The sequence below is a fragment of the Pseudomonas sp. PDM04 genome (genome assembly GCF_014851765.1).
In the GTDB taxonomy this organism is placed as follows: domain Bacteria; phylum Pseudomonadota; class Gammaproteobacteria; order Pseudomonadales; family Pseudomonadaceae; genus Aquipseudomonas.
Map to the genome: position 1 here is coordinate 4,357 of NZ_JACVAI010000010.1, position 23,602 is coordinate 27,958.

At 65.6% G+C, this 23,602-nt stretch carries 3 protein-coding genes (1 of these 3 cut by a window edge); all 3 read right to left on the bottom strand.

The genetic code is table 11. The annotated features are described in order from the left end of the window. Tightly spaced (each overlapping or abutting the next), the 3 genes in view from IB249_RS29410 to IB249_RS29420 form a layout consistent with a single transcriptional unit that may run on beyond the window. Entirely contained in the window at positions 1-3,225 is a 3,225-nt protein-coding gene (locus IB249_RS29410) for a non-ribosomal peptide synthetase (RefSeq protein WP_192309896.1), read from the bottom strand. Next, on the bottom strand, positions 3,222-16,709 hold the full coding sequence (locus tag IB249_RS29415; protein ID WP_192309899.1) for a non-ribosomal peptide synthase/polyketide synthase: 13,488 nt from the start codon (positions 16,707-16,709) through the stop codon (positions 3,222-3,224). The genes IB249_RS29410 and IB249_RS29415 overlap by 4 nt, the downstream gene beginning before the upstream one ends. Further along, on the bottom strand, positions 16,709-23,602 hold the 3' portion of the coding sequence (locus tag IB249_RS29420; protein WP_192309902.1) for a non-ribosomal peptide synthetase. It continues 5,472 nt past the right edge of the window; 6,894 of the gene's 12,366 nt are visible here — the last part of the coding sequence; its start codon lies beyond the right edge, outside the window; it ends in the stop codon at positions 16,709-16,711. The genes IB249_RS29415 and IB249_RS29420 overlap by 1 nt, the downstream gene beginning before the upstream one ends.

Here is a 23,602-nt window from a genome sequence, read left to right on the forward strand (position 1 = left end):
CTACAGGGTTTGTGCGGCTTTGGCTTGTTGCAGCTGCCGGGCTTTCTCGGTCAGCAACGCTTTCTCTTCCGGGCTCATGGTGTCCAGGCGCAAGCGGGCCTGGGCGATTTTTTCCAGTTGACCGGGGCTGCTTTCGCCGGCGCGTAGCGCCTGGGCCAGTCCGGCCACGGTCGGGTGATCGAACACCAGGCCTGGCTGGATCTCGCACTGCAGCAACTTGCGAATGCCGGCCACCAGTTTGATCACCAGCAACGAATGGCCACCGGCGGCGAAGAAGTCGCGGTCGATGCCCAGGCGTGGCAAGTCGAGCAGTTGTGCCATGCGCGCGGCGAGCAGTTGCTCGAGGGCATCGCGGGGAGCCAGACCAACGTCCGCGGCGGAGGTTGCACCGAGCTGCTGCAACGCCTTGCGGTCGATCTTGCCGTTGGCCAGGCGCGGGAAGCTGTCAACCGCCTGGATCTGCTGCGGCAGCATCACGCTGGGCAGGCGCAGGGCCAGTTCTTCGCGCAGGTGCTCAAGCCAGTCGGCCGCAGGCGTCTGCCGGGGCACGACGAAGGCCAGCAGGCCCTCTTGCGCCGTAGAGCCCGGCAGTACCAGGGCTTGCGCGACCTGTGGCAGGCGCAGCAATTGGGCTTCAATCTCGGCCAGCTCGATGCGGAAACCCCGCACCTTGACCTGCTGATCGCGCCGCCCCTGCAACTGGATCGACAGGTCCGGACGGTAGCGCGCCAGATCCCCGGTGCGATACAGCCGCTGCGAGGCGTCGAAGGGGCTCTGGATAAACGCCTGCGCATCCGCGTCGGCGTTGAGGTAGCCCCGACACAGCTGCGCGCCGCCCAGGTACAACTCGCCCGGCACACCGACCGGCGCCAGTTGCAGCGCTTCATCGAGCACGTACACCTGATTGTTGCCCAGCACCTGACTGAGCGCGGCCGTGTCCGGGGTATTTAGCGCCAGCGGATGGACCAGCACCCCCACCGTCGCTTCGGTCGGACCGTAGTGATTGAACACCCGGCAATCGCTGCGCAGGTCAGCGATACGCGTGATCAAGGCTGGAGCAATCGGTTCGCCGCCGAGAATCAGCGTGTGCGGCAGTTGCGCGTGCTCACTGTCGAGCAGCGCAGCGAGATGCGACGGCACGATCTTCAGGCAATCGATGGCCTGCTGTTGCAGGAACGCGCCGAACAGCGCGCCGTCCTGCATCTGCTCGTCCGTGGCCACGTGCAGCGTGGCGCCGTTGAACAGCGCACCGAACAATGCGGTGTTGCCCAGGTCCGCCGCCACGGTGGAGGTGAAGCCCACGTGCCGGCACTGGTCCAGCCCCAGCGCCACGCTGACCTGCGCGGTGTAGTTGAGCAATTGGCGATGTTCGATGACCACGCCTTTGGGGATACCGGTGGAGCCCGAGGTGAACAGCACGTAGGCGGCCTCCTCACCCTGTGTCGCGGGCTCGCTTGTACGAGTGACCACCGGTGTCGCGTTCAGCAACTGCGTCAATGTACTCACGCGTAACCCGGCGCCCTGCCACTGCTCGAGCTGCGCGGCATCGACCAGCAACAGGTTGGCGGCGGCCTGCTCCAGCATCAGGGCCTGACGCGCCTGTGGCCATTGCGGGTCCAGCGGCAGATACGCCGCCCCCACCTGCCAGGCCGCCAGCATCGCCACCACCAGATCAGCCGAACGGGGCAGCGCCAGCGCGACGATCGCGCCACGCCCCACCCCTTGGGCATGCAGGGCATCCGCCAGGGTCGTCACCTGAGCCTGCAATTGCCCGTAGCTCAGGCGTTGCGTGGCGTCGGTCAGGGCAATCGCCTGCGGCGTGGCGCGGGCGTGTTCGGCAATGCGTTGCGGCAGGTAGCGAGCCTCCACGGCGTGCGGCGCCGGGTTGATTGCCAACAGGCGCCGCTGTTCGTCAGGGCCCAGCAACGACAAGCGGCCAAGTTCGGCCTCGGGCGTGGCGACGATGGCGGCAAGCAACACCTTGAACTGGGCGATCAAGCCATCCATCGCCTGTACGCTGTAGCGCGACGCGGCGAATTGCAGGTGCAACGCCAACGGGTTTTCGCCCTCGTCCAACTCGGTTTGCAGCAGCAATTCCACATTGGCTTGCGGCAGTGGACGCTGCACCGGCAGCCAGTGCAATGCGCTGGTCCCGGCACGCGGCGCACGCCACAGGGCGAAACCATACGCCGGCAGCGCCGCTGCCGGCGCCAGTTCGGGCGACCAGTATTCCTGCCAGGTGCGATGTTCATCCAGGCGGGTCGCCAGGTCTTTCAGCCAGCGGTCGAATGGCGTCGTCGCCGGCAGCGACAGGTTCAGCGGCAGGCTGCGCTCGAAAACGCCCACGGCGTCGGCGAAATACTCGTAATCCTCGCGGCTGTCATGGCACAGCCCCACCAGCATCTGCTCATGCCCGCTCAAACGGCCGAGCAATAACCACCAGGCCGCTTGCAGCAACAGGGCAGGCGGTTGTTGCAGCGCATCGGAGACCCGGCGCAAACCACTTTGCAATGAAGACCCCAGAGCGCTGCTCAGTAATGACGTGCCCGCCGCTGCTTCACCACTCGAATCGCGATAGGCCAGCCACGGGCTGGACAGCTCGACGTCTGCGCCTTGCAGGTGTTGCTGCCAATAGTGGCGCGCTCCGGCGGCGTCCTCGTCGAGCACCACTTCGCTGCGCCATTCCAGGTACTGGGTGAACTCGCCTGGCGCGTCGTCGTCCCCTGGCAACCCCTGTTCATAGGCCAGACGCAGCTGCTGATCAAGCCGCTGCAAGCCGTTTTCATCGGTGCTGTGCCGGGCAATACCGATCACCAGTTTCCACTGATCGTCCGCCAGACGGTAAAGCACCGCCTGAGCATTCTCCGACTCGCCCACCACAAACGAGCGCGCCGCCCACTCCGCGATTTGCGCCTGGATGCCAGCCTCGGTGTCGATGCGAGCCTGGACCGTCAACGGGAAGCGCCCGGGCGCCGCCGCGAACTGCCGAAGGCCATGCAGCCCCGCCACCCTGCCCAGGTGAGCGAGCAGCATCGGCTGTTGCGCCAGCACTGCATCCAGGGCGGTTTGCAGGCGCTGCGGGTCGAGTGCGCCATTGATCGCGATTTCCAGGAAATGCAGCGCATCGGCGCAGCGCGTCACCTTCGGCAATTGCTCCAGCACCCGTTGCTGCTCGGGTGTCAGGGCGTAACCCAGATCCTGCGGGTCCATCGATAGTGGGTTCATGCGCCGGTTTCCTCGGTGTTCGTTGCGCCCTGGGCGATTGTCGCCGAGGGCTGCGCATCCAGGGCGCTGTGGTCGTACATGTCGCCCATGGCGACAACGATTTTGCGGGGGCCTTCGTACGGATCACGGGCATGGGCCACCAGCATGTTGTCCAGCAGGATCGCGTCGCCCTTCTGCCAGTCGAAACGCACCGCGCATTCCTCGTACAGATCGCCGATGCGCTGCATGACGTCGTCTTCAATCGGCGTGCCGTCGCCGTAGAACACGTGGCGGGGCATGCGGTCCAGGCCGAACATCGACAGCAGGTCCTCGCGCACCTGCGGCTCCAGCCAGTAGATGTGATGCAACTGAACCTGGTTGAAGAACGACTTGGCGCCGGTCACCGGGTGACGAATGATCGCCGGGCCCGGCGTGCGGGTTTGCAGTTCATCGTTGTCGAGCCAGCGCCACTCGATGCCACCGGCGCGGCAACGGGCTTCGACTTCGGCGCGGTCTTCGGTCTTGAAGAAGTGCTGCCAGGACACGTCGAGTTTGTCGGTGAAGGTGCGCACGTACAGCAGGCCCTTGTCCTCGAACTTGTCGCGCAGATCCGCCGGCAGCTTTTCGTACATCAACCGGCAATCGACCACCGGGGTTGCGCCGCCGGACAGCGACGGCTGCTCGCAATAGAACATCTGCTTGCGCGGCCAGCGGTCCTGATGGGAGCTCTCGTTGTGGAACAGGATCATCTTGCGCTCCGGGTACGGCGTGGAGCGGTAGGTGTTCTTGCCACCCTCCTTCTTCGGCAGGTCACCGTACTGCCCGTAGAGGCCCGGCTGGATCGCCTCGGCGAAGGCTTCGAAACCCTGGATGCCGTCCAGCGCAAAACCACGGAACAGAATGCCGGCGTGCTCGGCGAGTTTCTGTTCGATCAACGGCCGGTTCTGCCTGATCCACTCGATCAGGTCCAGCTGCGGTTCGTTCGGCTCCATCAACAGCGGAAACGGCTGCGGCGCGGCCAGCAGCGATTCACGCACGGGCGCGGGGCGGATTTTGGCGACGGTGGTCGCCGAACGTTTGAGGAATTTGCCGAGTTTGTCGGCTTTCGGTCCCGGCGCAGCGGGCCTGGCGGCCACGGCTGAATGTTCGACTGGCATGCTGATAGCTCCCAATTGAATGTCCTGATCAGCGACGATCTGTTCCAACAGGGCTATCCAGGCCTTGACCAGGGACTGAATGCGCTCGTGTCCGAACAAGGTTGTGGCGAATTGCCAATTACCCAGCAATTGCCCTTCTTCATCGTCAACGAACAACGCCATGTCGAATTTAGAATGGGACTCCAGCACCGGCAGCGTTTCCACGCTCAAACCGCCGAGGGTCTGCACGCTGCCGGGCAGGTTGTTCATCACGAACAACACCTGCACCAGCGGGTTCATGCCTTTGTGTCGCGGCACCCCCGACGTGTCGACGATCATGTCGAAGGGCAGGTCCTGATGCTCCAGGGCGCCGAGCAGGGTTTGCTGGGTGCGGGCCAGGAAGCTGGAGAACGTGGAACCGGCGTCGAACCGCGAACGCAGGGGCAGGACGTTGACGAAGAAGCCGATCAGGCGTTCCAGTTCCGGCTGCCCGCGACCGGCGACATCGGCGCCGACCAGCACGTCCGCCGCGCCGCTGACCTGGTGCAACAGCACCTGGAAGGACGCCAGCAGCGTGCTGTACAAGGTCACGCCGGCCTGGGTGGAATGCTGGCGCAGGGCGCGGGTCAACCCGGCCTCCAGGCGGAACTGCACCGAGTCGCCCTCGAACGAGGGCACCAGGCCGCGAGGGTTGTCCGTCGGCAACGACAATTGGCCGCTGCAACCGGCCAGTTGCCCTTTCCAGTACGCCGCCTGCTGGCCGAGCACACCTCGCTGTTCCAGCGCCTGTTGCCACAGGGCGAAATCGGAATACTGCACGTCCAGCGCCGGCAATGGCGTGCGGTCGAGGCCCTCGCTCTGGTGGTAGATCCGCACCAGTTCGTTGACCAGCACCCCCATCGACCAACCGTCGGAAATGATGTGGTGCATGCCATACAGCATCACATGCTCGGTCGGTCCCAGGTGCAGGATTCGCCCACGCCACAGCGGCGCCTGCTCCAGGTCGATCGGCGTGCGCACGTTGTCCAGCGCCGCCTGGGCCACCTGTTCCTCCTGGGCACTGCGTGACAATCCGGACAAATCGGTCACCGGGAAGTCGACCGCCACCTGTTCGCTGATCAGCGCAATCGGGTCGCCCTCATCGTCCTGGACATACGCCGTGCGCAGCACTTCATGACGACGCACCACTTCGGCAAAACTGCTCACCAGGCGCTCGATGGACAACTCGCCGCGCAGGCGCAGGGCCATCGGCATGCCATAGGCCGAGGTGCCACCGGACAGCTGTTCGGCGATCCACAGGCGCCGTTGCACCAGCGACAGCGGCGCGACGGTTTTACGGCCGTGCGCCAGCAGCGGCGGCACCTCGACCAACGGCCTGTCCTGCGCCTGCATCCACATCGCCAGGTCCTGCAGCTGTGGATGGTTGAACAGGTCGCGCAGGCTCAACGGACAATCGGTGAGTTTGCGCAAGCGTGAGACCACCTGGGTCGCCAGCAGCGAATGCCCGCCCAGCTCGAAGAAGTGATCGGTGCGCCCGACCTGTTCCAGCTCCAGCACGTCCTGCCAGACCGTGGCGATCTGCTGTTCCAGCGGGCCGACGGGGGCGACAAAATCACCGCTGGCTGCGCTGGCATCGACCCCCGGCAAGGCTTTGCGGTCGATCTTGCCGTTGGGGCTCATCGGCAGGGTTTCGAGCAGCAGCACATGCGCCGGCACCATGTAATCCGGCAGGCTGGCGCGCAACCTCGCCTTGAGGTCCTCACGCAATTGCGCCTGCGCCGAGGCGTCGCCCCGTGCCAATGCCGGGTCATCGAACGCCACGTAGGCCACCAGTTGCTGACCGATGGCCGCCGGTTGCGCCACCACCAGCGCCTGACGCACCGAGGGCGCCTGGAGCAGGTGGGTCTCGATTTCACCCAGCTCGATGCGGAAGCCGCGAATCTTCACCTGATGGTCGAGACGCCCAGCGTAGTCGATCAACCCGTCGGGACGATAACGCGCCAGGTCGCCGGTGCGGTACAGGCGCCCGCCGCCCAGCGGGTCGAACGGGTCGGGAATGAACCGCTCGGCCGTCAGGTCCGGCCGGTTGAAGTAACCACGGGCCAGCAGATCGCCGCCGATCACCAGCTCGCCGACCACGCCGACCGGTGCCGGTTGGCCGTGGATGTCCAGCACATGCAGGCCGCGTCCCTGCAACGCATGGCCGATCGGCATGGTGGCCGGCAACGGCTTGAGGCCCGACGCATACTCGCTGCAATCAAGTTCGGTGGCACTGACCGTGGCTTCGGTCGGGCCGTAGGTGTTGAGCAACTGCACGTGGCCCAGGCCTGCCTTGGCCCAGGTGGCCACGCCTTCGGGCGGCATCGCTTCGCCGCCGACGCTGACCAGTCGCAGCACGCCATAGTCGCGGGGAGCGCTGGCTGCGAAATCCTTGACCAGCATGTTCCAGTAGGCCGTGGTCAGGTCGCTGACGGTGATCCGTTTGTCCAGCACCTCGCGGTGCCAGGTTTCGCTGTCCCAGATGTCCGGGCCGCGCAGGATCACCGTGGCCCCGCAGATCAGCGGTGGATAAAGCTGCTCGACGAAGGCATCGAAGTTGAAGGTAGCGAATTGCAGGCAGCGATCGGCGGCGCTGAGGCCATGGAAACCCACGGTCGTCTGGGCATGCCGCGACAACGCCGAATGGTCGATGGCCACGCCTTTGGGGCGCCCGGTGGAACCGGAGGTGAACATCACATAGGCGAGGTTCTGCGCGCCGCATCGCACCGGCAGGTTGTCGTTCTGCGCTGGCAACTCGAGTTGATCGAGGCTGAGCACGCTGACGTTTTGCACCGCCGGCAGTGCACCCAGCAAATGACGCTGGGTCAGCAACACGCGCAGGCCGCTGTCTTCGATCATTGCCCCGAGGCGTTCGGCCGGGTATTCCGGGTCCAGCGGCACGTAGGCGCCACCGGCCTTGAGCACCGCCAGCAGGCTGACAATCATCTGCACCGAACGCTCGACCGCGATCCCCACCAGCACATCCGGGCCGACGCCCTGCTGCACCAGCACATGCGCCAGCTGGTTGGCCTGGGCGTTGAGCGCGGTGTAGCTCAGGCGCTGCTCGTTGTAGATCAACGCGATTGCCTCCGGGGTCCTGGCCACCTGCTGCTCGAACATCTGCTGCACGCGGTGCTCATCGCCCGGTTGCACCAGGACTTCGCGCAGCGCCACCGGCACCAGGGTCAGCTCACCCAGGCAACGCTCGGCCGGGGCCTGGACCATCTGCTGCAAGAGCTGGTCGAGGCAGGCTGCCAGTTGCTCGATCACCGCGCCATCGAACTGTTGACGGTTGTAGCTGAACTGCATCGACAACTGCTCGCCGAGCATGACCGACAGCGTCAGCGGGTAGTTGGTCTGTTCGAAGTTCGCCACCTCGCCAAAGCGCAGGTCCTGCGACCCGCCCTGTTGCAAGGCGTCGGCAATCGGGTAGTTCTCGAACACCAGGATGTTGTCGAACAGCGCTTCACCGCCCTGCCCGGCCCAACGCTGGATGTCGAACAGCGGCGTGTGTTCCTGCTCGCGCAGCAGCAGGTTCTGCCCCTGCACCTGTTGCAGCCATTGCTGCAACGGTTGCTCGGCGCGCGGGCTGGCAATGACCGGCAAGGTGTTGATGAACAGGCCGATCTGCTGTTCGACGCCGCTCAGTTGCGCCGGACGCCCGGACACCGTGGCGCCGAAACACACCGTGTCCTGACCGGTGCAGCGCTGCAACAGCAACAGCCACGCGGCCTGCACCAGGGTGTTGGCGGTGATCTTGTGCGCTCGCGAAAATTGCTGGAGGTCGGTGGTGCGCCGGGTGTCGAGGTCGAGGAAGTACTCGCCTTGGCCCGCGCCTTTGCGGCCACGGTGAATCAATGCCTTGGCCAGGCAGGTCGGCTCCTCGAATTCAGTCAGTTGTGCCTTCCAGAAGGTTTCGCTGACCTGCCCGTCCTGACGCGCCAGCCATTCGATGTAGTCGCGATAACGCCCACCACCGAGCGACGGAGCCTGCCCGTTGTAGCGCTGCAAGACGTCGCCCAGCAATTGCGAATTGCTCCAGCCGTCCATCAGGATGTGGTGGCTGGTGTAGATCAGGTGATAACGCCCGTCACCCACCTGCACCAGCACCAGACGCAACAGCGGCGCGGCATGCAGGTCGAAGCCCTGCCGCCGTTGCTCGCTCGCCAGTTCCGCCAGCGCCTGCGGCAGGTCGCTGCGCTCGCGCCAGTCCAGTACGCTGAACGGCACCGCCAGGTCCTTGTGGATCACTTGCAGCGGACGCTGCACATCGCCGTCCCAGACAAAGCTGCTGCGCAGCACATCGTGGACGTCCATCGCCGCCTGCCAGGCTTCGCGGAAGCGTTCGACGTGCAGACCGTCCACGTCCACGCACAGCTGATTGATGTAATCGCCCGCCTGTTGTTCGTAGAGGGTGTGGAACAGCATGCCTTGCTGCATCGGCGACAGCGGGTAGATGTCTTCGACCCGGCGCGGGGTGAGCGCCAGCGCGTCGAGTTGCGCCTGGGTCAACCCAGCCAGCGGGAAGTCGGACGGTGTCAGCCCCTGGTGCTGCGGCTGGCAGCAATGCTCGATCACACGCTCCAGCTCGCGGCCATAGGCCTGGGCCAGGCGCGAGAGAGTCGATTCATCGAACATCTGCCCGCTGAAGGTCCAGTCAATGTGCAATTCGCCGCCATACACCCGGCCATTCAGGGTCAGCCAGTTGTCCAGCGTGGCCAGCGGACTCTGGGGGGCGCCCGCCGACTCGGTGGCCGGGGTGAACAAGGCGCCGGCGTCTTCGGCGAAGCCGGCGTCGAACTGGCCCAGGTAGTTGAAGGTGATGCGCGGCACCGGCAGTGCCTTGAGGGCCTGCCGGGTGGCGTCGTTGCCCAGGTAGCGCAATGCGCCAAACCCCAGGCCCTTGTCGGGGATGGCACGCAGTTGTTCCTTGATGGCCTTGATCGACGCACCGGTTTCGGTGGTCGGGGTCAGGCGCACCGGGAACAGGCTGGTGAACCAGCCGACACTGCGGCTCAGGTCGAGCTCGTCGAACAACGCTTCGCGGCCATGGCCTTCAAGCTGGATCAGGGTCGATGTCTCGCCCGTCCACTCGCCGATCACCCGCGCCAGCGCGGTCAGCAGCAGATCGTTGATCTGTGTACGGTAGGCGGCTGGCGCCTGCTGCAACAGGTGGCGCGTCTGCACCGGGTCGAGCCGGGTCTGTACGTGCCGGGCATGCCGATTGTGCAACTCGCCCTGTGGCCGTTCACATGGCAGGTCTGCCCGCGCCCCTTGCAGTTGCGCGCGCCAGAAACCGAGCTGGGCCTGCATCGCCGGACTGTCGGCATGGGCCTGAAGACGACGGGCCCAGGCCTGGGTGGAATTGGTCTTGGGCGGCAGCTGGAGAACCTGGCCGGCCTGCAACTGCTCATAAGCCTGTTGCAGGTCTTCCAGCAGAATGCGCCAGGACACGCCATCCACCACCAGGTGATGAATCACCAGCAGCAAGCGCTGGCTGCCATCGGCCAGGTTCGCCAGCACCGCACGCACCAGCGGACCGTTGGCCAGGTCGAGGCTGCGCTGGGCTTGCTCGGCCCATTGCTCGAGGGCCGCTGCATCGGCCACGTCCGCTTGCCACAGCAACGACGCCGGTTGCCCGGACAGGGAACGATGGGTGGCGAGCGGTTGGGCGTGTTCGGTGCTGAACGCCAGGCGCAACGCATCGTGATGCGCGACCAGCGCCTGCAACGCCTGCTCCAGGTGCCCGGCGTGGAGCGGTCGGGCCGTCTTGAGCAGCACGGACTGGTTCCAATGGTGCGGTTCGGCGAGGTCGCGTTCGAAGAACAGGTGCTGGAACGGCAGCAGCGGCGTCGGGCCGGTGACCGGCCCCTGATCGATGCTCAACGCCCCCTCGCCCGTCGTTGCCACCATCGCCAGGCTTTGCACGGTCTGGTGCAGGAACAGGTCTTTGGGGCTGAAATGAATCCCCGCCTGACGGGCGCGACTGACCACTTGAATGGAAATGATCGAGTCACCGCCCAGCTCGAAGAAGTTGTCACCGGTACCCACGGGCGCACGCCCCAGCACGCTTTGCCAGATTTCCACCAGCGCCTGTTCGATGGCCGTGGTTGGCGCACTGTAGGCGTCGTGGCTGACCTGAGTATCGGCTTTCGGCAGCGCTTTGCGTTCAAGCTTGCCGTTCGGGCTGACCGGCATTTTTTCCAGCCACAGCCAGTGCTGCGGCACCATGTACTCCGGCAGGCTTTGGCTCAGGTGCACTTTCAACACTTGCGCCAGTGCGCGACGCGTCGCGTCATCGGCGTGCAGCAGCGCCGCATCGTGCGGCACCACGTAGGCCACCAGCAGCGTGTTGTCCTGGGCGATGACCACGGTTTCGCGGACGTCGGCGTGTTCAGCCAGGCGTGCTTCGATTTCGCCCAGCTCGATGCGCAAGCCACGGATCTTCACCTGATGGTCGATGCGCCCGGCGTATTCGATCACGCCATCGGCACGGTAGCGCGCCAGGTCGCCCGTGCGATACAGGCGAGCGCCGGCACCGAACGGGCTGGTGACGAAACGCTCGGCGGTCAGCGAGGGACGGCGGTGGTAACCACGGGCCAGGCCTTCGCCGCCCAGGTACAGCTCGCCGATCACCCCGACCGGCAGCGGTGCCAGTTCGGCGTCGAGGACGTAGGTCGACAGGTTGGCAATGGGCTGGCCGATCGGCACCACGTCGCGCCCTTCATCCACGCAGGTCCAGTGGGTGACGTCGATGGCCGCCTCGGTCGGGCCGTACAGGTTGTACAGGCCGGCGTTCGGCAACTGGGCGAATACCTGCTGCTGCGCATCCACTGGCAGGGCCTCGCCGCTGCAAACGATGCGGGTCAGGCTGGTGCAGGTGGCCACGGCCGGGTCCTGCACGAACGCCTGCAACATCGACGGCACGAAGTGCAGCGTGGTGATCCGCTGCGCGGTGATCAGCTCGATCAGTTGCGCCGGATCGCGGTGTGCGCCCGGGGCGGCGACCACCAGGGTAGAACCGGTCAGCAGCGGCCAGAAGAACTCCCAGACCGACACGTCAAAACTGAAGGGGGTCTTTTGCAGGACCTTGTCCGAGGCGTCGAGCCCGTAGGCCTGCTGCATCCAGCACAAGCGGTTCACCAACGCCGAGTGACGGTTGGCCGCGCCCTTGGGCTTGCCGGTGGAGCCGGAGGTGTAGATCACGTAGGCGAGGTTTTCGCCATTGAGCAGCGGCTGCGGGTTGGCGTCGCTGCGTCCGTCGAGCCAACCGTCATCCTGATCCAGCACCAGGCTGCGGATGCCCGCCGGAATCGGCAGTTGCTCCAGCAGGTGATGTTGCGTCAGCAGCAGTTCGATGCCGCTGTCGTCGAACATATAGGCCAGGCGTTCCGCCGGATACTCCGGGTCCAACGGCACATAGGCGCCACCGGCCTTGAGAATCGCCAGCAGACCAACGACCATTTCCACCGAGCGCTCGAGTGCGATGCCCACCAGCACATCCGGACCGACGCCCTGCTCGATCAACACCTGGGCCACCCGATTGGCTCGCGCATTGAGCGCGGCGTAGCTCAGGCGCTGCCCGGCGAATACCAGCGCGCAGGCGTGCGGCGTTCTCTGCACCTGATCCTCGATCAACCCCTGCACGGTGCGCTGCAATGGGTAGTCGGCGGCGGTGGCGTTCCAGGCAACGACATGCTGTTGCCGCTCGCGTTCATCCAGCAGCGCCAGTTGCGCCACCGGACGATTGACGTCAGCCACCAGGTCGCGCAACAGGTTCAGCCAGTGACGCCCCATGCGCTCGATGGTCGACGCCTCGAACAGGTCGGTGGCGTAGGTCAGCGCGGCGTGCAGCCCCTGGGGGTTGTCGCTGGTGTCCAGGGTCAGGTCGAATTGCGCGTTGCGGTGCTCCCAGGCGAGGGGGTCCAGCTCGATGCCCGGCAACGCGGCGGCCATGCCTGATTCGGCTTCGCTGCGATGGTTGAACATCGCCTGGAACAATGGGCTGTGGCTGAGGTTGCGCTGCACCTGCAAGGCATCGACCAGTTGCTCGAACGGCAGGTCCTGGTGCATCTGCGCCGCCATCGCCGTCTGCTTGACCTGTTGCAGCAATTGCGCCGCCGTCAGGTGTTCATCGAACGCCGCGCGCAACACCTGGGTGTTGACGAAGAAGCCGATCAGGCGCTCGGTTTCCAGGCGATTGCGGTTGGCAATCGGCACGCCGACGCGAATGTCGCTCTGGCCGCTGTAGCGGTGCAACAAGGCCTGGAACGAACCGAGCAACAGCATGAACAGGGTGACGTTTTCGCGACGGGCCAGGGCTTTCAGGTCCAGGGCCAGGGCGTCGTCGATCGGGATGGACCAGCGCGCACCGCGAAAACTCTGCTGCGCCGGGCGCGCATGATCGGTCGGCAGTTCCAGCAGCGGTTGTTCGCTGCCCAGTTGCCCGGTCCAGTACGCCAGTTGGCGCTCCCGCTCACCGGCCGCCATCCACTGGCGCTGCCACACCGCGTAATCGGCATATTGCACGGGCAATGCCGGCAGTTCGACGGCCGAATACAGGGCCAGCAAGTCATCGACCAGCACCTGCAACGACCAGGCGTCGGCGACGACATGGTGCAGCGTCAGCACCAGCACATGGTCCCGCTCGCCCACCTGCAGCAGCACGCAGCGCACCAGCGCACCGTCGAGCAGATCGAACGGGCGTTGTGTCTCGTGCTCGACAAAGGCCTTGATGCCCGCCTCGTCAGCGTCTGCCAGACGCTGCTCGGTGAAGCTGACGCGCCCCTGCGCCTGGATCACCTGCGAGGTGTGCCCATCTTGCTCGATGAACGCCGTGCGCAGGCTTTCATGGCGCTCGACCAGCGCCCGGAAGCTGCGTTGCAGGGCGTCCTTGTCCAGCGTGCCACGCAGGCGCAAGGCCGTGGGGAGGTTGTAGGCGGCACTGTGCGGGTCCATTTTCCACAGGAACCATTGGCGTTCCTGGGCGAAGGACAACGGCAGCGGCTGCTCGCGCGGCACAGGGTTGATCGCCGGGGCCCGGTTACCCTGCCCGGCGCCCAGCGACTGCACGAAATCCTCCAGTACGCTGTGCTCGAACAGGCTGCGCAACGGCACCTGAATGTCCAGCACCCGGCGTACCCGCGATACCACCTGCGTGACCAGCAGCGAGTGGCCGCCGAGCTCGAAGAAGTGGTCGCTCAAACCCACGCGATCGAGCTTGAGCACGTCCTGCCAGATAGCGGCGACCTGCTGCTCGCGCTCGCTGCGGGGCGCCCGATAGTGCGTCTGCAACTGGCTGACGTCCGCCGCCGGCAGGGCCTTGCGATTGAGTTTGCCGTTGGGCGTCAGGGGCAGACGCGCCAGGAACAGCAGGTGCGCAGGCACCATGAATTCCGGCAGGCACGCCTTGAGCGCGGCCTTGAGTTCATCGCGCAGACGCTGCTGCTCGTCGGCCGCGTCGAGATCCAGCGGCGAGGCGACCACGTAGGCCACCAGTTGCTGACTGCCCAACGCATCCTGGGCCAGCACCGCCACTTCCCGCACGCGGGGCTGTTCGAGCAGGCGCGCTTCGATTTCACCCAGTTCGATGCGGAAGCCGCGAATCTTCACCTGATGGTCGATCCGCCCCATGTATTCGAGCACGCCGTCGTGCCGGTGGCGCGCCAGGTCGCCGGTGCGGTACAGCCGCGTGCCGTTACCGAATGGATCGGGCAGGAAACGCTCGGCGGTCAGCGCCGGACGATCGTGATAACCACGGGCCAGGCCGTCGCCGCCAATCAGCAGTTCACCGATGGCGCCCGCCGGGTTCGGCGCCAGCTCGTCACCGAGGATGTACAGCGTGGTGTTGGCAATCGGTTGGCCAAGGTACGGCCGACGGTGTTCCTCGGTCAGTTGCCAGGCCGCCGACCAGATGGTGGTTTCGGTCGGGCCATAGAGGTTCCACACCTGCCCCGCCAGGCCGAGCATGCGCTGGGCCAGGTCGTCGGCCAGTGCTTCACCGCCACAGAGAAACGTGCAGCCGCGCAGGGCCGACGCCTGCTCGTGGTCGAGCAGCATGCGCCAGGTGGATGGCGTGGCCTGCACGACGCTGACCTGTTGCTCGGCGATCATGTCCAGCAGCGCTTGCGGGTCCTGGGCGGTCTGCTTGTCGACCAGCACCACACTCGCGCCGCAGAGCAAGGGGCCGTAGATCTCCAGGCCGAAAATATCGAACGAAAAGGTGGTCAGCGACAGCATGCGGTCGCGGGCGTCCAGCCCGGGCTCGCGCAGCATGCTGGTGACGAAGTTCACCAGCGCCTGATGACGGACCATCACGCCCTTGGGCTTGCCGGTGGAACCTGAGGTGTAGATCGCGTAGGCGAGGTTCTCGCCATCGAGGGTCACCTGCGGATCGGCGTCGCTGTAGCCTCGGGCGTGCTCGCCCTGCGGGTCGAGCAGCAGGGTCCGCACACCGTCGGGAATCGGCAACTGTTCGAGCAGGTGGGCCTGGGTCAGCAGCAATTGCAGGCCGCTGTCCTCGATCATGTGTGCCAGGCGGTCCGGCGGGTACTGCGGGTCGAGCGGCACGTAGGCACCGCCGGCCTTGAGAATCGCCAACAGGCCGACCAGCATTTCCAGGCTGCGATCGATCGCGATGCCGACCAGTCGATCCGGGCCGACACCGAGTTCGATCAGCCGGTGCGCCAGTTGATTGGCCTGGCGGTTGAGCTGCGCGTAATCCAGCGCCTGCCCTTCGAACACCAGGGCCGTAGCCTCTGGCGTGCGCAGGGCCTGGGCTTCGATCAATTGATGAATGCAGCGATCACGAGGGTAATCCGCGCCGCTGTGGTTCCAGTCCACCAGCACCTGGCGTTGCTCGTCCGCGTCCAGCAGCGCCAGCTCGCCGACCCGTTGCTGCGGGTCGGCGACAAGGCTGTTCAACAGGTTCTGCCAATGCCGGGCCAGACGCTCGATGGTCTCGCGCTCGAACAGATCGGTGGCGTAGGTCAACTGCGCGCCGAGCCCTTGCGCCTCGTCGAAGGTTTCCAGGGTCAGGTCGAATTGCGCGGTGCGCGCAGGCTGGTGCAGGTGGCGAATGGTCAGCGCCGATGGATCGGCGGCCTGGGCATTGCGGGTCGCGCCGCTGCTCTGGTGGTTGTACATGACCTGGAACAGCGGGCTGTAGCTCAGGCTGCGTTCCGGTTGCAGCGCCTCGACCAACTGCTCGAACGGCAGGTCCTGATGGGCCTGGGCGGCCATCACCGAGTGTTTGACCTGGGCCAGCAGCGTGCTGAAGCGCGCCTGTGGATCGAACTCACTGCGCAACACCTGGGTGTTGACGAAAAAGCCGACCAGTCGCTCGGTTTCGACGCGGTTGCGGTTGGCCGTCGGTACGCCGACGCGGATGTCGGCCTGACCGCTGTAACGGTGCAGCAAGGTCTGGAACGATGCCAGCAACATCATGAACAGCGTGACGTCCTGCGCCTTGGCCAGCGCCCTGAGCCGGTCGGTCAGCGCCGCCGGCAAGGCCAGTTCAACCCGCGCACCGCGCAGGCTCTGCACCGCCGGGCGCGGATGGTCGGCCGGCAGTTCCAGCACCGGGTGTTCGTTGCCCAACTGGGCCTGCCAGTAAGCCAACTGACGCTCGCGCTCGCCGGCCTCCATCCAGTGCCGCTGCCAGATGCCGTAATCGGCGTACTGGATCGACAGTGGCGGCAGCGTTGGCGCCTGGCCCTGACGGTAAGCGTCATACAGGTGCAGCAACTCCTCGACCATGATCCGCATCGACCCGCCATCCGAGGCGATGTGGTGCTGGGTCAAGGTCAGGACATGTTCCCGGGCGCCAAGGCGCAGCAGGCTGACGCGCAACAGCGGGCCGTTGATCAGGTCGAAGGGCCGTGCGGTCTGTTCAGCGACGAACGCGTCGATCCGCGCTTCGCTCGGTAGCGCTTGATCCGCATCCTGCACGTCGATGGTCATGGCCATGTGCGGATGGATCACCTGCACCGCCCGGTCATCCTGTTGCTGGAAGGTGGTGCGCAGGCTCTGATGGCGCTCGATCAGGGTATTGAAGGCGCGTTCGAGCGCCGCCACGTCGAGCTCGCCCTGCAACTGCAGGGCACTGGGGATGTTGTAGGCGGCGCTGTCCGGGTCCATTTGCCAGAGGAACCACTGGCGCTCCTGGGCGAAGGACAACGGCACCGGATCGAACTGCGACTGGGTTTGCGGGATCGGCAGGTTGGCCGGCGACACCCCTTCCTCGAGCATCTTCTGCAGATACACCCTGCGCTTGTCGAGCGGCAAAGTAATGAAGCGCCGCGCAATCTTCAAAGCGACATTGGTATCCATCAAGCTTCCTCCATTTCGTCAAGCAGGGCGTCCAGCTTGCTCAGTTTCAACGTGTCGACCTGCTCACCGGCAGCGGCCAGACGGCTGACGAAATCTGTCAGTACGGGGTATTGAAAAAGCAGTTGCGGGGTCAGTTTCAGCCCCAGTTCCAGTTGCAGCCGCGACACCACATTCACCGCCAGCAGCGAGTGACCGCCGAGTTCGAAGAAGTGGTCGTCGAGACCCACACGATCCAGGTCCAGCACGTGCTGCCAGATCGCCGCGACTTGCTGTTCCAGCTCGCTGCGCGGCGCCACATAGCTGGCCTGCGACTGGCTGGCGTCCACCGCCGGCAGTGCCTTGCGATCGAGCTTGCCGTTGGGGGTCAGCGGCAACCGGGCGATGAACAGCAGGTGGGCCGGCACCATGTACTCGGGCAGGCTGTCCTTGAGTCGCGCCTTGAGTGCCTCACGCAGGCTGCGTTGCGCCTCGGCATCGTCGAGCACCTGATGCCCGGCCACCACGTAGGCCACCAGTTGCTGACCACCGAGACCGTACTGCGCCAGCACCGCCACGTCGTCGACGCCGGGTTGTTGCAGCAGGCGGGCTTCGATTTCACTCAGCTCGATGCGGAAACCGCGGATCTTCACTTGATGGTCGATACGCCCGCGGTACTCGATCACACCGTCGACCTGATAACGCACCAGGTCACCGGTGCGGTACAGGCGCTCGCCATTTCGGGCGAACGGGTTCGGCACGTACTTCTCGGCGGTCATCGCCGCACGTCCCAGGTAGCCACGGGTGATGCCCGCGCCGGCCAGGTACAGCTCGGCCGAGACGCCTTGCGGCACTGGTTGCAGGTCGGCATCCAGCACGTAGCTGGCGGTGTGGTGCAGCGGCCGGCCGATGTTCGCCGCGCCCCCGGCGCTGCGGCGGGTCCAGGTGGAATAGGTGGTGTCTTCCGAGGGGCCGTACAGGTCGTAGACGTGCTCGACCGTTGACTGTTCGTAAAGCGCGTCCACCAGCGTTTGCTTCAGTGGTTCACCGGCCAGGTTGATGATGCGCACGCCCGGCGGAATCTGCCCGGCGGCGTGCAGCGCATTGATGGCCGACGGCACGGTGTTGATCAGGCGCACCTGATCCCGCGCCGGCAGTTGCGGCAATTCCAGCGCATTGCGAGCGATGATCAGCGAACCGCCGTTGGCCAGGGTGACGAACAGCTCCCACACCGACAGGTCGAAGCACACCGAGGTCGAGGCCAGCACGCCCTGGATGTCGTCGCGGCGGTACACCGACTGCGACCAGTCGATCAGCGCCGACACGTTGCGGTGGGCGATGGCCACGCCTTTCGGTTGGCCGGTGGAACCGGAGGTGTAGATCACATAGGCCAGGTTGTCCGGGGTCACGCGGCTCAGCGGCGCGTGCTGTGGATAACTCGCCCAGGCATCGGCGGCGTCCATCAGCAGCACCTGGGTGTCGCTGGCCACGTTCAGGTTCTGCGCCACCGCCGACTCGGTCAGCAGCACCCGCGCGCGGCTGTCGTCGAGCATGTAGGCCACGCGCTCGGCTGGGTAGTCCGGGTCCAGCGGCACATAGGCGCCACCGGCCTTGAGCACCGCCAGCAGTGCCACCAGCAGTTGCTCGGAACGCGGCATCGCCACGCCGACCCGCACTTCCGGGCCGACACCCCGTTCGATCAGTTGATGCGCCAAGCGGTTGGCCTGGGCATCGAGTTCGGCGTAGCTCAGGTGCCGCGTGCCGAAGGTCACCGCCAATGCCTCGGGGGTCGCCGCAACTTGTCGGGCGATCATTTCATGGATGCACAGGGGGTCGGCAAACCCCTCGCCCGGCAGGTTCCACGCGTGGACGATGCGTTGATGCTCCGCAGCGTCCAGCAGCAACAGGTCGGCGAGACAACGTTGACCGCCTCCTGTCATCTGGCTCAGCAGGTGTTGCAGCTGGTTCGCCAGTTGCGCCAGGGTCTGCTCGGCAAACGCAGTGCGCTGATAACTGAAATGCAGCGTCAGCTCGCGTTCCAGGCTCACCAGCAACGTCAGCGGATAGTGAGTCTGTTCGCGGCCGGCCACCGGACCGAAGCGCAGTCCTGACGGCGCGCCCTGCTCCAGTGCCTCGGCGATCGGGTAGTTCTCGAACACCATCAGGGTGTCGAACAGCGCTTCACCGCCCTGGCCGGCCCAGCGCTGGATGTCGAACAACGGCGTGTGCTCGAACTCGCGCAAGGCCAGGTTCTGCGCTTGCACCGCCTGCAGCCAGCTGTCGAGCGACTGCCCGGCACGCGGGGTGGCGATCACCGGCAAGGTGTTGATGAACAGGCCGATCTGCTGCTCCACCCCCGGCAAGTCCGCCGGGCGCCCGGCGACCGTGGCGCCGAATGCCACGGTGTCCTTGCCACTGTAGCGTTGCAACAGCAACAGCCACGCCGCTTGCACCAGGGTGTTGACCGTGACTTTCGAAGACCGGGCGAATTCGCCAAGGCGGGCCGTCAGTTCGGCGTCCAGCACCTGGAAATGATCGCCATATCCTTCGCCGCCCTCTGCCGCAGGCGCAACCGTCTGGGCAAGCCGCGTCGGTTCCTCCAGTTCGTGCAATGCCGGGGTCCAGAACGCTTCGCTGGCCGCTGCATCCTGGCGTTGCAGCCAGCCGATGTAGTCGCGATAACGCCCGCCGTTCGTCGCGACGAACTGACCGCTGTAACGTTGCAGGACTTCACCGAGCAACTGCGAATTGCTCCAGCCATCCATCAGGATGTGGTGGTTGGTGTAGATCAGGTGATGGCGCTGCTCGTCGAGACGCACGATCACCAGGCGCAACAGGCTTGCATCGCTCAGGTGCAGGTTCTGCCGTTCGCTGTCGGCCAATGCCTGCAAGGCCTGGTCGGGCTGCGGGTGGGTGCGCAGGTCGTGCAGGCTGTAAGGCATCGGCGCGTGTTTGCTGACCACCTGCACCGGGTGCGGCAACTCCCCCTGCCAGACGAAGCGCGTGCGCAGGATGTCATGGGCCTCGACCGCCGCTTGCCAGGCCTGGTGGAAGCGCTCGGGGTCAAGGCCTTCGACGTCCAGACGCATCTGGTTGATGTAGTCGCCCGAGGTCTCCTGGTACACCGCGTGAAACAGCATGCCCTGCTGCATCGGCGACAGTGGGTAAAGGTCCTCGATCAGCGCTGCCGGCAACGGCAGGCGGTCCAGTTGCGCCTGGCTCAGACGGGCCAGCGGGAAGTCCGACGGTGTGACGCCGTGGTGACCGGCCTGGCAGCAATGACCGATCAGCGCTTGCAGTTCCTGCGCGTAGTCGTCGGCCAGGCGCTGGATGGTCGCCTCATGGAACATCTCGCGGCTGAAGGTCCAGCCCAGGTTCAGCTCGCCGCCATACACCTGGCCGTTGAGCGCCAACAGGTTGGCCAGTGGCGCTTCGGCATCCAGCTCATCCCCGGCCGCCTCGGCGGACGGCACGAACAGAGCGCCGTCGGCCTCGGCAAAGCTGCCATCGAACTGGCCCAGGTAGTTGAAGGTCAGGCGCGGCACGGGCAACCGGGCCATGGCCTCACGTGCAGCCGTGTCGCCCAGGCGGGCCAGTGCGCCGAAACCGATGCCCTTGTTGGGGATCGCGCGCAGTTGTTCCTTGATCTGTTTCAGCGACTCGCCGAGGTCGGCCACCGGAGTCAGTCGGGCCGGATACAGGCTGGTGAACCAGCCGACCGTGCGTGTCAGGTCGACGTCGTCGAACAACGCTTCACGACCATGACCTTCAAGCTGCACCAACGCACTGTCGGAACCGGTCCAGCGCACCATGACCCTGGCCAGCGCCGTCAACAGCAGGTCATTGACCTGTGTGCGATAAGCCGCCGGAGCGTCTTGCAGCAATTGACGGGTCAGGTCCCGGTTCAGTTGCGTACGCACCGTCACCGCGTGTTTGTGTTGCAGCCCGCCCTCGGGGTTATCCAGCGGCAACCTTGCATCGGCAGCGTGCAGTCGTTGTTGCCAGCCGGCCAGTTCGGCCTGCAACGGCGCACTGCAGGCATAGCTGTGCAGGTGCTGCGCCCAGGTCTGGGCCGCCGTGGTTTTTGCCGGCAGTCGCAGCGGTTCGCTTCGGACCAGTTGACCGTAGGCGGTTTGCAGGTCGTCGAACAGGATCCGCCACGACACGCCGTCCACCACCAGGTGATGGATCGCCAGCAGCAGCCGCTGGCTGCCATCGCCCAGGTGAGCCAGCAGTGCTCGCAGCAGCGGCCCCTGTTGCAGATTCAGGCTGCGTTGCGCGCTGTTGGCGGCGGCTTCCAGCTCTGCGGCGCCGGCAACGTCCACCGACCACACCAGTGCTTCGCTTAGGCTGCCCGGCGCTTGATAGCGGGCGTGCCAGCCGTCGGCCTGTTCGACGAAGCTCAGGCGTAAGCCGTCGTGATGCTCCACCAACGCAGCCAGGGCCTGCTCCAGCACATCGGCGCGCAGGGGTTGCGTGGGTTTGAGCATCACGGCCTGATTCCAGTGCTGACGCTCGGGGATGGCCTGCTCGAAGAACAGCTGCTGCACCGGCAACAGCGGGAGTTCACCGGTGACCGGTCCCTGATCGATCCGTTGTGCCGCCTCACCGACCTGCGCGACCTGAGCCAGTGCCTGGAGCGTCTGGTGCTGGAACAGGTCTTTGGGGGTAAAGCGAATCCCGGCCTGACGGGCACGGCTGACCACTTGAATGGAGATGATCGAATCGCCGCCGAGCTCGAAGAAGTTATCGCTCAGCCCGACCTGCTCAAGTTTCAGCACGTCCTGCCAGATCGTCGCCAACTGCTGCTCCAGCGCGCTGTGTGGCGCCACGTAGGCTTGCTGCAACTGGCTGACGTCAGGCTTGGGCAGGTTCTTGCGATCCAGTTTGCCGTTGGGCGTCAGCGGCAGACGTTCCAGAACCAGCAGATAGGCTGGAACCATGTGCGCGGGCAACGTGGTCTTCAACTGCTCGCGCAGGGCTTCGGCAAAATCGCTGCGCGCGGCGTTCAGCGCGTCGGCCACCACATAGGCCACCAGGCGCTTGCCGCTGCCGAAGCTGCCTTCCTGGGCCACCACCACCGCTTCGCGCACCCCGGCCAGGGCTTGCAGGCTGGCTTCGATTTCCCCCAGCTCGATACGGAAGCCGCGGATCTTCACCTGGTTGTCGATGCGATCCAGGTAATCGAAGGTGCCGTCGGCCCGTTGCCGCACCAGGTCCCCGGTGCGGTACAGCAAGCCTCCGTGGGTGCTGAACGGATCGGCGACAAAGCGTTCGGCCGTCAGGCCGGGACGATTCAGGTAGCCCCGCGCCAACCCCGTGCCACCCAGGTACAACTCACCCGCCATGCCTTGCGGCAACAGGTTGAGGTCGGCGTCGAGCACGTAGACACTGCGGTCGCCGATGCGGCTGCCGATCGGTGCATACGCAGCGCCGCACGTCACGTCGCGCCCGGCCTTCCAGATCAGCGGCGTGACCACGGTTTCGGTCGGGCCGTAGCCGTTGATGATGTAGTCCGGATCGAGGGCGCGCTTGACCCGCTCGAAACTGGCGGCCGGCACGGCGTCGCCGCCGAAGCAGTAGATCCGCACTGTCGGCGGATGACCTTCACGCTCGGCATGTTCGGCCAGTTGTTGCAGGTACACCGGCGGGAACGCCACCACGGTCACGCCGTGTTCGCGCATCGCGTTGTAGGTCTGCTCCGGCGTCCACAGGCTGTCATCGCGAATCAGCAGCGAGGCACCGTGGGTCAGGCTGGTCAGCCAGCGTTCGTGGGCGCCGTCGAAAGCGAAGGACATGAAATGGAATTCGCAGTCGCTGTCACGCATTTCGTAGCGCTCGCCGATGGCCTGGCAATGCATCGCCAGCGGACCGTGGGCGACGCTGACACCCTTGGGATTGCCGGTGGAACCCGAGGTGTAGATGACGTAAGCGAGGTTCTGCGGATCGATTGCCACCTGCGGCGCACGGGTGGGCTGGTCGTCGAGGTCGAGGCGATCCAGTTCCAGCCGCTCCACCGCGCCGTGCACCGGCAACTGCGCGGCCACCGAAGAGTCGGTCAGCAACAATGCCAGGCCCGAGTCTTTAATCAGATAGGCCAGCCGCTCACGCGGGTAACGGGTGTCCAGCGGCACGTAGGCGCCTCCGGCCTTGAGCACCGCCAACAACGCGACGATGACCCCTTCACTGCGCGGCAAGGCCACGCCGACCCGAGTTTCCGGGCCGACACCCCGGGCGATCAAGGCATGGGCCAGGCGGTTGGCCCGCTGATCGAGGGTGCCGTAGCTGAAGTGCTGGCCGGCGAAGATCACCGCCGTCCGCTCGGGACGCTGCGCCGCCCATTCGGCAATGCGCTGATGCACCGCCACGTTGACCGGATACGGTTGCGGATGATTGTCCGCTTGCTGCTGCGCCCGTTCGGCAGCATTGGTCAGGGCGATTTCACCCAGGCGACGCTCGGCAGACTCGGCGAACTGCTGCAGCAGGTGCAACAAGTGCGCGCTGATGCGCTCGATGGCCGCCGCCGGGAACAGCGACCGGTCATAGCTGAAGTGCAGGGCCAATGCCTGCCCGAGCGTCACGGCAATGCTCAGCGGGTAATGGGTCTGTTCCAGGTTGGCCACGTCGCCGAACACCACGCCTGGCTCGGCGCCTTGTTGCAGCGCCTGGGCAATCGGGTAGTTCTCGAACACCAGGATGTTGTCGAACAGCGCCTCGCCACTCTGCCCGGCCCAACGCTGCACGTCCGCCAACGGCGTGTGCTCGAACTCGCGCAGGCTGAGGTTTTGCGCCTGTACGGCTTGCAGCCAGGCCGCGACGGTCTGGTCCGGACGCGGCGTACCGATCACCGGCAAGGTGTTGATGAACAGACCGACCTGTTGCTCGATGCCGGGCAGATCGGCCGGGCGACCGGCGAC

Coding starts and splice junctions, on each gene's coding strand:
- IB249_RS29410 (WP_192309896.1), bottom strand. CDS start 3,225: ATGAACCCACTATCGATGGACCCGCAGGATCTGGGTTACGCCCTGACA.
- IB249_RS29415 (WP_192309899.1), bottom strand. CDS start 16,709: ATGGATACCAATGTCGCTTTGAAGATTGCGCGGCGCTTCATTACTTTG.